Consider the following 11,602-nt stretch of genomic DNA (forward strand, 5'->3'; position numbering starts at 1 on the left):
AAATTATTTCTTTAAGATAAAAGTTTACGAAGCAGTTCAAAGCTTTTTATGGTGTCCTTTTGTTCTACGCCATTAATGATAAGCGACAATTGATGTTCACCTGGGTAAAACACCTTGGTAGTAATGGGCCTGAAAGATTGTTTCCGGTCAATAGCAACACGTTCACCAGCTTTAAAAATTCGTTCACTAATTTTAAATACCTTACGAGCAAGGGTACCATTCGCCTTCTGGTAATAAACACCATATTCCAGTCTTATTAGTTTTGGAGCTGAATGTCCATTTTGTATGGAAAATGAAAATGCCAATGCATCGCCCATCATCATCTGGGGGGTAATGACCCTAAAATCAGTAACCAACAATCCATGTGTATCCAAACCATAGTATTTCAATATTTCTGCGTGGCCTCGTTTTAAAAGGGTTCTGCAACCATGTTTAATCACAGCATCTGTATTTTTGCTTAAGCCCATCCATGCTTTTGCCAGGCGAAGCACCACTTCCGGGTTATCTTTTGAAATGTCGTTCATGTTGTTAGCCACACTTCTTCTCACCGATTCCGAAGAGTCGTTTCTTAAATTCTCCAGGATGGGAAGTATTAATGATGGGTCTTTTTTTAACATTGGAATAGCCATAGCCCAGGGTAAACGTGGCCTGCAGCCTTCGCTAGCCAAACGCCTTACTTTCGCGCTATCGTGCCTGGACCAATCTTTCATTTGCGCCATCATTAAGTCGAAATATTTTAAGAGGAATGGACGGACAGCAAATTCACAACTAACAAATTGGGTTACAAACTCCAGTGCAGGTACAGCATTTGCTACATCATCGATCCCATAACATTCCAGGTAATCTGGCAAAAAGATAAACGCAAGCTCGTCCTCCCCACAGCCCATTAAGCGTAGCTCATTAATAAGCTCATAAATCACGGAGGCGGCATCCGAGAATTGTGCAGGCATAAATTTATGAAGGATTAATGTTGTGTGTCGCATTCTTTCCTTTAATTCCATGAGTGGGAAATGCTCATTAAAAATGAGCGAATTAAATTTAACTGGATCGAAGCCCGGAAGTACTTTATTTAGTGCTAAAGCCAGCGTGTCGTAGAAAGTCTGATTGTATAAATTTTTCAACATACCGCAAAGCTAAAGAAACAATATTCACGTCAAAATAGGCGTTGTAATCTTCCCATGTTAGTCATCACTTTTGTTATTAACCCTTATATTTGAGAAAATAACTATCTCCATGGATGAAACGCCGAAACGTTTTGATAGAATAGTTGCAATTCTTATCCAGTTGCAATCAAAAAGAATCGTGAAAGCACAAGAGCTGGCCGGGCGTTTCGAGGTCAGTCTGCGTACCATTTACCGGGACATCCGTACGCTGGAAGCATCAGGTGTTCCTATATATAGTGAGGCAGGCATCGGTTATTCCTTAATGGAAGGCTATCGGTTACCCCCGGTGATGTTTAGTCGGGAGGAAGCCAGCAGTTTCATTGCAGCAGAAAAACTGATGCAGAAGTTTACGGATCAGGAATTGAGGAAACATTATGCTTCGGCCACTTACAAATTAAAAGCCGTTCTTCAAAGTGCTGATAAAGACTGGATCTCCAGCATTGAAACTAATGTGTTAATGCAGCCAGGTGGCAATTTGTTTAATGAAAAAGCGCCCGATGCGTTAGCTTTATTATTTAAAAGTATTGCAGAGAAAAAGCAAGTCATTATTTATTATAAAACGGCTGATGCTGATGAGGCACTCGCAAGAAGGATTGAACCGGTAGGGGTTTTTCACGACCATGACAACTGGTATGCCTTGGGTTACTGTCATTTGCGACAAGCTTACCGACAATTTAGGACAGATAGGATCTGTCAGATCAACCTAACGGAAAACGCATTTACCTTAATTCATCAGCCACTCCAAACTTACCTCCAGCGAGATGAAAGTGCCTGCCTAACCACGGAAGTTGTTATCCTGGTTGATAAAAAAATAAGAAAACACCTGGAGTATGAAATGAAGTACCATGGATTCATTACCGAAAAATCAGTAGGAGACAAGTTGGAAATGACATTTTTAGCAAGGGATATAAACGAAGGATTCGCGCGGTGGTATTTAATGTTTGGCGATTACGCGTCTATTATTACCCCTGAGCAATTAAAAAACAGGGTACTCGAGATAATGGATAAAGTACGTTGTCGGATAAATGCAAACCATTAGCGGAAATTAATCACACTAGTGGTTTGCATAATTTCAACAATGCTATTTACCTTTCCCAAAAATGTGGAGGTTCAATGCCTAACGCCCTTAAATACACATAGCCTTGCCCACGATGATGAATCTCATTATCAATCAGGTAAAGGATATTCTCGATTACCGGGAAGTTATAATAGCCGAATAAATTAAAGGTTTCCTGGAAATCTTCCACTTTCAATTGATTCCAGTAATAATTGATTTGTTCTGTAGCCTTATCCCATTTCTCTAAATACGCTGCCTTAGTGGTTAGGTGCTCACTATCTTCCTGAAAAGGTGTTTCCTGTTTCTCAACTATTCCTTTCATAGCAGGCGCACCCATTGCCAGAATTTCAGAGGTCAGGGCTGAAAATGTTCTCATCCCACCGATGGAGAACTCAAAGAAGTCTTTTTCTGGAAATGCTTCAATTACTCTTCTGGTTAAATTGCGGTGTCCTTGCCAGTGGCTCAATAGTTTTTCCGGACTAATTACTTCTGCGATTGTGTTCATAATTTTAAATTTTATGGTTTATAAATCAAAAGTAAAGTGCGTAGGTGACAACAGTCTGTCAGTAGATTTTACAAAATTTTATTTTTGAACTTTATGTATTAATCTGTAATCTTGCCCCTCAAGTAACTACAATTTTATACATTTTCTAAATTTCCGCCCAATTGACTATCAAAACCATTAGCCCAGAAATACTGCAATCGAAACATCATTTTGAATTACTTGACGGGCTCCGTGGAGTTGCAGCGTTGGCCATCGTTTGTTTTCATTTTATGGAGGTTGCTTATCCAGATGCCATCAATAATTTTATTGGCCACGGATTTTTAGCGGTTGACTTTTTTTTCTGTTTATCTGGCTTTGTGATTGCCTATGCCTATGACGACCGGATTGAGAAGATGGGGTTGGTCGAATTTTTCAAGTCCAGGATTATTCGCCTACATCCTTTAGTGATATTAGGCACTGTATTAGGTTTGCTGGCCTTTTTATTTGATCCCTTTGGCGGGAGTGCCCACACCTATAGTGCGGGAAGGATATTCTTGATTTTTTTAAGTTCTATTTTTCTTATCCCTCTTCCAATCATGGAAGATCGTTTCTTTAACCTTTTTGGATTAAATGCACCGGCATGGTCGTTGTTTTGGGAATATGTAGCAAATATTGCCTACGCATTGATCCTGGTTAAGCTAACTCGTAACATCTTATTAGCACTAGCGGTCCTGGCTGCAGGGTCACTTTGCTACGTAGCCTTCAGCTCAGGTTCTTTATTGGGTGGCTGGGGAGGGTCCACCTTCTGGCATGGCGGTGCAAGGATAGCTTATTCCTTTTTAGCCGGCATGTTAATTTTTCGCTTTAACCTCATCATTAAGTCTAAAATTGGTTTCCTGGGTTTATCAACGTTGTTGTTATTTGCTTTTTTGATGCCTTTCAGTTGGGGTTGGCAAGCTCAACTCGCCGTAGTACTGTTATATTTTCCTTTAATAATTATGTTAGGGGCAGGGGCCAGGGTTTCTGAGGGCTTAAAAAAATTGTGCAAGTTTTCCGGAGATATCTCTTACCCGTTATACATGACCCATTACTCGGTGATCTTTATGTTTCTAAACTATTATACTGCAGTGCAGCCAACAACAGCACAGCTTGTTTTGATTATCATTACAGGCATGATCCTTCTAATTGGTGTGGCTTATGTGGCTATGGTAGCATTTGATATTCCTGTGCGGAGGTATCTTAACTCGAAAAGAAAAAAGATAGGTTAGCGTTGATTACTTCGTTTCCGCTGGTGCACGCGTCATTTTGTATTCAATGGTTTTTCGCGGTTTCTGACCATCAGCCTGGTCGATATTTTGGATAACTAACGTATTTTTATCGATGAAACGCAGTACCTGTATGATCCTGATTGTCTTTCCGCCATCCGGACTATTCATTTGTCCAGATAAGGTAGCTATTTTAGTACTTGGATTCCAGGCGCCGGATAGAAATAAAATACCTGTTCCCATATTGGTAACGGAGGTGAGGTCCATTTTTTTTCCACTGGTGTTATAACCCAGGATGGTAATTGATTGGTAGTCCATGTCCATCATGATGCCGCTTTGTCTAACTTCAAGAAAACGCCCGCCCAGAATCATTTGGTTATTAGCCGCTACTTTAACTTTTACAGGTGCTTTTCCCTCAGTAGCCCACATGGAAATCTCCACGTCGAAATTCCCGGTATATTCACTTAGCATGCGGTGAACTTCGTTTGGAGTCATGTAAGCTACCCATGGGTCTGTCTGCTGGGCTTGAACCGTATTAAAACTGAGCGTTGCAAGAATAGACAAGAGTATTGTTTTCATAAGGTAATTTAAGCAAAAATTATTTATCTTCAGATGCTTATATTTGCGGTACAATGTTCTAAAACGTCAGTATCATCAATGAATACCGCATCCACTACCGAAAGTTTAGCTGAAAAAACTGTATTTCCAATTCTTTTTGCAATCAGCTTTTCACACCTTTTAAACGACACCATACAGTCCCTCATTCCTGCTATATACCCGGTAATAAAGGATGCTTATAAGCTCACTTTTACACAAATCGGACTGATTACTTTGACTTTTCAAATGGCTGCTTCCTTATTCCAGCCCTTTGTAGGATTATATACTGACAAAAAACCGCAGCCATACTCCTTAGCCGTAGGCATGACGTTTACCTTGGTTGGTTTAATTTCATTGTCACTAGCATCAAGCTTTTATATGATCTTGCTTTCCGTAGGTTTGGTAGGTACAGGCTCTTCCATATTCCACCCTGAAGCATCCAGAATGGCCCATGCTGCTTCGGGTGGCAGACGTGGACTAGCACAATCCATCTTCCAGCTGGGTGGTAACTTTGGCAGCTCGCTCGGGCCATTGTTAGCAGCATGGATTATAGTACCCTATGGACAATCCAGCGTTATCTGGTTTTCTATCATCGCCATGGTGGCCATCATTGTGTTGAGCAAAGTAGGAAGTTGGTATAGGGGGCATATTACAGCGCTCAGGGCTAAAGGCAAGTCTAAAATTGCTGTACTTACCTATACTTTTTCTAAAAAGAAAGTTGTTTTTGCAGTAGCCATTTTATTAATCTTAATATTTTCAAAGTACTTCTACATGGCTAGCTTAACCAGCTATTTTACATTTTATTTGATTGACAAGTTTAATGTATCTGTACAAACCTCACAGGTATATCTGTTTATATTTCTAGTTTCAGTAGCAGCAGGAACGTTAATTGGAGGCCCGGTAGGCGATAAAATTGGCCGTAAGTACGTAATCTGGTTTTCCATTCTCGGTACTGCACCATTTGCTTTACTCTTACCCTATGCCAATCTATTCTGGACAGGCGTCCTAATTGTACCCATCGGTATAATATTAGCGTCAGCCTTTTCAGCTATCCTTGTTTATGCTCAAGAACTAATTCCTGGTAAAGTAGGCCTGGTGTCAGGTCTGTTTTTTGGTTTTGCTTTCGGTATGGGCGGAATAGGCTCAGCGCTGTTAGGTAAACTTGCGGATAGTACAAGCATTACCTACGTATTTCATGTTTGTTCGTTTCTACCATTGATTGGGTTGCTCACTGGGTTTTTACCAAATATCGAAAGCAAGCGGTAATTAAATTAATATTTATTTATTGTAAAAGATTGTCTTATTAGAAATCTTATTTCTTTAACTATATTTAACTTTATAATAGCCAAAGACATGAGAAAATATTTTATAATAAACGCACTTGTAATGTTACTGCTGGCATCAGCATCGCTGTTGAATGCTCAAGTACGTTTGCCGAATCTATTTAGCGACAACATGATTCTGCAACGAGATGCCGCTATCCCGGTTTGGGGAACAGCGACGCCAGAAAGCCAGGTGGTTGTGGTGTTAAATGGCAAACGTGCCAAAACAGTTGCAGATGTAAATGGTAAGTGGCGATTAAATCTGCCAGCTATGAAAGCAGGAGGACCACATACAATGTCTGTTTTTGAAGGAGACAACGTACAACCTACATTCGATTTCAAAAATATATTACTTGGCGATGTTTGGTTGGCCTCCGGGCAGTCGAACATGGAATGGGAGGTACGACAGTCTGCAAACGCACCGGAGGAAATCAAAAATGCGAATTATCCCGCCATTCGTTTCTTTAATGTTCCGCACAACGTACAGGCAAAACCACAGGACAGCCTAACTGTGGGTTCCTGGGTAACAATGGACACTACCGGCGTCAAAAATGCGTCAGCCGTTGCCTATTTTTTTGCCCGTGACCTGCATGCCGAATTAAATGTACCAATAGGTATCCTGCAATCTACATGGGGTGGTACTCCAGTGGAATCATGGACCAGCAAAGACAAACTGCTTACCTCCTCCATAACAAGGGAAAAAGTACTACAAAATGATACCATTACCTCAAAACATTTTATTCAGGACAGCCTGGATATGGTTCGCTTCTGGGAAATTGTGTACAAGCCTCAACGTCAAACTGACCTTGTCGTTTCTAAAGGTGACTATAACGACGGCTCCTGGCAACAGGTAAATATGCCAACGACGCTTAAGAACATGAATCTACCGGGTTTTCAAGGTATGATGTGGCTTCGCAAAACAGTAAATATTCCATCTTCCATGGCCGAAAAAATGCTAAAGATAGATCTAGGGCATCCGGAAATGAATTATTCATTATACTTCAATGGCGAGCTGATTGCTAAAAACATCTGGAACGCAAACCCCACGCATCAATATAACATACCTGCAAAGCTGATAAAACAGGGCGAAAATGTTATTGCGGTGCGCATGGCTTTTATGTGGCAAGGTGGTGGCTTTAATTCTCCTGCAGATCAGCTTTTTATCACCGATGGAGATGCCAAAATTACGCTGTCAGGGGCCTGGAAATATAATAAAGATCTGGAGCCTGCATTACCGATAATCAGAAACTATTACCAACACCCTGCTTTTTTATATAATGGGATGATTAACCCAGTTGTTCCATACGGCATCAAAGGGTTTATTTGGTACCAGGGAGAAAATAATGCAGGTGCTGCATTAGACTACCGTACTACCTTTCCAATGTTAATCGCTGATTGGCGCGCTAGGTGGAAAAAAGAAAATTTACCTTTTTTATACGTGCAGCTAGCCAATTATATGAAACGGCACGATCAACCTACCGAAAGTGACTGGGCCCAGCTTCGTGAAGCACAAACCCTCACTTTAAAGCAGCCCCATACGGGCATGGCCACCGCCATTGATATCGGTGAAGCCGGTGATATCCATCCTAAAAACAAACAGGAAGTAGGCAGAAGACTTGCATTAATCGCCAAGCGTCAGGTTTATAAAAAGAAAGTTCAGGCATCTGGCCCTATGTACAACAACCATAAAATAGAAGGTGAAAAGATCAGGGTCAGTTTCCAAGAAACAGGAAAAGGATTGACCACCAGCGACAAAGGTCCATTGAAAGGATTTGCCCTCGCTGGAAGTGATATGAAGTTTTATTGGGCCAACGGTGTCATTGAGGGAAATACGGTGGTGCTTTCGGCCAATGAAGTTAAATCACCAGTTGCCATCCGGTATGCCTGGGCAGATAACCCAGACTGTAACCTCATTAATCTTGATGGTTTACCAGCCGTTCCATTTCGCACAGGCAACTAATGTTTGCTCATTAATTTATTTACCATTCCCGTTATCGGAGTGGTAAATAGGTTGACGACGGATCATCCCCCTTTTTATAAATAATAACAGCATTACACCGTTGGTCTTTACCAATTTCAAAAGCTATTCCTTCCTTATCAATCCAGATATGTAGAACCTGATTGGCATTTAGAGGAAATTTAACTTCCTGTACATCAAAAGCTGATCTGATATTGGTCAAAGTTGAATTAACGCCAATTCCAGTTTTTGTTTTATACGCTGGAGAAGTTACTCTAATTTGCCTCACCTTAGGAGGTTCCTGATCTTCAGTACTTCGGGCAGCAAAAATAGCTATCGAATACCTGGTATCATCTTGATTATCAAACCAGAAGGCAACCATTTTTTGCATAGCTGCATCACTTGAGTCGGGCTTGCCTAACATTTTAATTACATCCTCTGAATTTTCATCTATTTTTATTTTTCCCGCGGCGTAACCTGTTATTATAGCAAAATCTGCGTCATTTTGTACAGTCTCAGGTATCAGACTATCTTTTTCTACAGCTGCTGTGTTTCCCTTCTCCTGCTGGAGATCTTTGTTTGTTTTTATATCCTTGTTAGTGCAAGCTGCAAAAACGATTGTGAAATACATTAATAATGCTGTTACAGCTTTACGTTTAATCATCTGCTAATTATTTGATTAAAAACGGAATAATGGAATTAAATGTTCTAAATAATGCCTAATAAATTATGTTTTTAAAATAAACCTGAAAGATTAATAAATAAATTAGATTTTTTTTAAATCTCAATCGTCTTCATAGTATAAACATACCTATTTTGAAAGCCGCGTTCATGCCAAAAGACCATAACAGCTACATTGTTGAAACCATTAAAGCATATGGCAAGAGTTTGATGGGCTTTATTAGAAAGCAGGTTAATAGTGAGGCAGACGCAGAAGATATTTTGCAGGATGTCTGGTACCAGTTAAGCAATGTGATCAATGCGCAACCCATTGAGCAAACCAGTGCATGGTTATACCGCGTAGCCAAAAATAAGATTCTTGATAAACATAAAAAACACAGATAGCGTCTTTTAGATGACATTTATAAAGAAGAAGTTAGTGATGAAGCACCCGACCTGATCAGTATTCTGATGATTGAGGTGACTACTCCGGAAACGGCTTACCTGCGCAATCTTTTTTGGGAACAGCTCTTCCTGGCGCTGGATGAGTTACCAATCGAACAAAAACAGGTGTTTGTTTGGCAGGAATTGGAAGACTTGTCATTTGACGAAATATCCGAAAAAACAGGGATTAAGTTTAATACCCTGGTATCCAGAAAGCGTTATGCGGTACAACACCTTCGAAAGCGATTAAAGCAATTGTACACAGAGATTAGAGAATATTAACAAAAACACACCATCAAATGAAATCAACATTCAATAGAAACCGAAGAAAATTTATTCTTATTCCCCTCGGCGTGGCCGCATTACTTGCTCTTATCAGTTATGTTGTGATGTTATTGTGGAATAATATTTTACCTAATACACTGAGTGTTAATCCGATTACGTTTTGGCAAGCAATGGGCATCTTTGTCTTATGTAAAATCCTTTTTGGGTTTGGCAGACATGGTGGAGGTGCATCATGGGGAAAACGCAAGATGTTGGAGCGGTGTAAACAGATGACACCGGAGGAAAGGCAACAATTTAAAGATGAAATGAAGCAAAAAATGTGCGGATGGACGAAACACAATAATCCGCAAAATAGCTAACCCTAAAATATAGAAATATGTACCTTACTGTATTTAAAACAAGTGTTGCAACTTATGAACAGAGTCTTAGCATGCAGCTGCTGTTAAACGGATTACCATCTACTTCCGAATGTAATTTCGATCTGGAAGATAGCGACAAGATTTTGAGGTTAATCAGCACAGACTTACAGCCTCATATAGTATGTCAGTTATTGCAACGCGAAGGTTATCACTGTGAAACAATGGAATCTTTTAACTATCAAACATCAAACTTTTAAGACCCCACGGAAGCCCCTGGCTGCATAATACGATTGTGCACCGTTATGATAAATAAATACATGTTCATACCGAAAATCTCCGAAAATTGCACCTCCATGTTTGCGAATAGCGTCCGGGGTTTGTAACCAGCTTGAGGTTTTTCTGTCGAATTTTCCTAAACGCTGCAGCTGCCGGTATTGATCTTCGTTTAATACCTCAATGCCCATTTCATTTGCCATGTTCATTGCACTGTTTGCCGGCCTGTTTTCTTTCCTCGAATCCAATCCTTCCCGGTCATAACAAACACTTCGGCGGCCTGCTGGACTTTCCGCAGAGAAATCAAAAAAGTGGTATTCACCAGTTACTTTATCATAACCGGCAACATCAGGCTCACCACCAGTTCTTTCCATTTCATATAGTGACCACAATATTTCCGGGCTAGGCGCTAGCCTCTCCTCTACATCTTGCCATTCAATATCTGGATGTCTGTTTTTGTTTTTCTCAAAACGTGTTTTTAAGATGTCTAGCAATTCTTCCTTTTGGGCTTGCGCCAGCTTAGTGTATTTATTATGCTTCATATAATTCTAAATATAAACCATATTTTTCACAATTTTTACCTTATGGTTTGAATCAAAACAAGTTACAACTAAGAATAATAACAAAAACTTATGGATATTAATCAATTATGCTAATTAAAAGCTAAAATGCTGGTAAAGAGTATTCCCAAACTCAATAAATGTCCTTTGTCACAGGAAAGTTCATAAAAACGTTAATACATAAGGTTGTATTTTATTCAAATTCCTTTACTTTAGCGACTTTTAATAGAATATGATAGAGAACACGATAAATGCAATCAATAATTTAATATGGAGTGATGCTTTAATATTCCTTTGTATGGGAGCTGGAATTTACTTCTCCATCATCACCAGGTTTGTACAGGTGCGCTACCTTAAAGAAATGATTCGTTTGTTATTTGATGGAAAAAGCTCCGCTAAGGGAGTAAGTTCTTTCCAGGCTTTCGCCATTGCCATATCAGGTCGTATAGGAACAGGAAACATCGCCGGAGTAGCTACAGCGATAGCTATGGGCGGTCCGGGTGCAGTATTTTGGATGTGGCTTATTGCGTTTTTAGGAAGTGCATCTGCGTTTATTGAAGCAACCCTGGGCCAGGTTTACAAACAGGTAAACAATGGGCAATATCGCGGAGGTCCGGCTTTCTACATTGAAAAAGGACTTGGCATTAAATGGTATGCCATATTATTTGCTGTTGCTACCGTGATAAGTACAGCATTGTTTCTTCCGGGTGTGCAAAGTAATAGCATTGCGCTTAGCATGCAGAATGCATTTAATGTGCCGGTGGCTTATACAGGCGTAGGTGTTGTAGTTTTACTTGCCATGATCATCTTTGGAGGGGTTAAACGAATCGGTAAAGTAGCGGAAATTGTTGTGCCTTTCATGGCAGGTGCTTATATTCTGATGGCCCTTATCATCATGGTCCTTAATTTCTCGCAAATTCCATCAGTTTTTTCGCTTATCATCAGATCTGCCTTTGACTTAGAACCTGCTTTTGCAGGGGTATTTGGTATGGCCGTAGCATGGGGTGTAAAAAGAGGGATCTATTCGAACGAAGCAGGGCAGGGTACTGCTCCACATGCCGCTGCCGCAGCAGAAGTAACTCACCCTGCTAAACAAGGATTAGTTCAGGCATTTTCAGTGTATGTAGATACGCTATTCGTTTGCACAGCTACCGCGTTCATGATTCTCTTTACAGG

The 11,602-nt window shown here is 40.3% G+C and carries 13 protein-coding genes; 8 read left to right on the top strand and 5 right to left on the bottom strand.

Annotated elements, in window-relative coordinates; translation table 11 throughout:
• Positions 1-11: 11 nt before the first annotated feature.
• The gene (locus ACR2F3_RS06570) at positions 12-1,124 is read right to left on the bottom strand and encodes a DNA alkylation repair protein (protein ID WP_432709182.1); all 1,113 of its coding nucleotides are present in this window, start codon (positions 1,122-1,124) and stop codon (positions 12-14) included.
• 109 nt (positions 1,125-1,233) lie between these two features.
• Between ACR2F3_RS06570 and ACR2F3_RS06575 the strand changes: the two genes are divergently transcribed.
• On the top strand, positions 1,234-2,202 hold the full coding sequence (locus tag ACR2F3_RS06575; RefSeq protein ID WP_432709183.1) for a helix-turn-helix transcriptional regulator: 969 nt from the start codon (positions 1,234-1,236) through the stop codon (positions 2,200-2,202).
• Positions 2,203-2,248: 46 nt separating this feature from the next.
• Here the strand turns inward: ACR2F3_RS06575 and ACR2F3_RS06580 are convergent, their stop codons facing one another.
• A complete protein-coding gene (locus ACR2F3_RS06580; protein ID WP_432709184.1) occupies positions 2,249-2,725 on the bottom strand; it encodes a DinB family protein in 477 nt (158 codons plus the stop codon).
• A 161-nt stretch (positions 2,726-2,886) separates the two neighbouring features.
• Between ACR2F3_RS06580 and ACR2F3_RS06585 the strand changes: the two genes are divergently transcribed.
• Positions 2,887-3,972, top strand: a complete 1,086-nt coding sequence (locus ACR2F3_RS06585) for an acyltransferase family protein (protein WP_432709185.1) — start codon at positions 2,887-2,889, stop codon at positions 3,970-3,972.
• Positions 3,973-3,978: 6 nt separating this feature from the next.
• Here the strand turns inward: ACR2F3_RS06585 and ACR2F3_RS06590 are convergent, their stop codons facing one another.
• Positions 3,979-4,548, bottom strand: coding sequence for a DUF1579 family protein (locus ACR2F3_RS06590; RefSeq protein ID WP_432709186.1), 570 nt, complete (start codon positions 4,546-4,548; stop codon positions 3,979-3,981).
• Between the two features lie 78 nt (positions 4,549-4,626).
• Here ACR2F3_RS06590 and ACR2F3_RS06595 point away from each other — a divergent pair, with 78 nt between their 5' ends.
• Both ACR2F3_RS06595 and ACR2F3_RS06600 read left to right on the top strand, forming a co-directional pair.
• Positions 4,627-5,832 carry an MFS transporter gene (locus tag ACR2F3_RS06595; RefSeq protein WP_432709187.1) on the top strand — a complete coding sequence of 402 codons (1,206 nt, stop codon included), beginning with the start codon at positions 4,627-4,629 and terminating at the stop codon, positions 5,830-5,832.
• A 120-nt stretch (positions 5,833-5,952) separates the two neighbouring features.
• Positions 5,953-7,848: a sialate O-acetylesterase gene (locus ACR2F3_RS06600; protein WP_432709188.1), complete on the top strand. Its 1,896-nt coding sequence runs from the start codon at positions 5,953-5,955 to the stop codon at positions 7,846-7,848.
• 31 nt (positions 7,849-7,879) lie between these two features.
• Here the strand turns inward: ACR2F3_RS06600 and ACR2F3_RS06605 are convergent, their stop codons facing one another.
• Positions 7,880-8,509, bottom strand: a complete 630-nt coding sequence (locus tag ACR2F3_RS06605; protein ID WP_432709189.1) for a hypothetical protein — start codon at positions 8,507-8,509, stop codon at positions 7,880-7,882.
• Between the two features lie 152 nt (positions 8,510-8,661).
• On the opposite strand from ACR2F3_RS06605, the gene ACR2F3_RS06610 reads away from it, so the two are divergent.
• From ACR2F3_RS06610 to ACR2F3_RS06620, 3 genes are all read left to right on the top strand, one after another.
• Entirely contained in the window at positions 8,662-8,910 is a 249-nt protein-coding gene (locus ACR2F3_RS06610; RefSeq protein WP_432709190.1) for an RNA polymerase sigma factor, read from the top strand.
• A gap of 66 nt (positions 8,911-8,976) precedes the next feature.
• Positions 8,977-9,231, top strand: a complete 255-nt coding sequence (locus tag ACR2F3_RS06615) for a sigma factor-like helix-turn-helix DNA-binding protein (protein ID WP_432709191.1) — start codon at positions 8,977-8,979, stop codon at positions 9,229-9,231.
• Positions 9,232-9,248: 17 nt separating this feature from the next.
• Positions 9,249-9,593: a hypothetical protein gene (locus ACR2F3_RS06620; RefSeq protein WP_432709192.1), complete on the top strand. Its 345-nt coding sequence runs from the start codon at positions 9,249-9,251 to the stop codon at positions 9,591-9,593.
• A gap of 245 nt (positions 9,594-9,838) precedes the next feature.
• Here ACR2F3_RS06620 and ACR2F3_RS06625 read toward each other — a convergent pair whose 3' ends face one another.
• On the bottom strand, positions 9,839-10,408 hold the full coding sequence (locus tag ACR2F3_RS06625) for a DUF4256 domain-containing protein (RefSeq protein WP_432709193.1): 570 nt from the start codon (positions 10,406-10,408) through the stop codon (positions 9,839-9,841).
• A gap of 250 nt (positions 10,409-10,658) precedes the next feature.
• Between ACR2F3_RS06625 and ACR2F3_RS06630 the strand changes: the two genes are divergently transcribed.
• Positions 10,659-11,602, top strand: a 944-nt coding sequence (locus ACR2F3_RS06630) for an alanine/glycine:cation symporter family protein (RefSeq protein WP_432709194.1), incomplete at its 3' end; no start/stop codon positions are given.

The sequence above is a fragment of the Pedobacter sp. genome, from assembly GCF_045627485.1.
Lineage (GTDB): Bacteria > Bacteroidota > Bacteroidia > Sphingobacteriales > Sphingobacteriaceae > Pedobacter.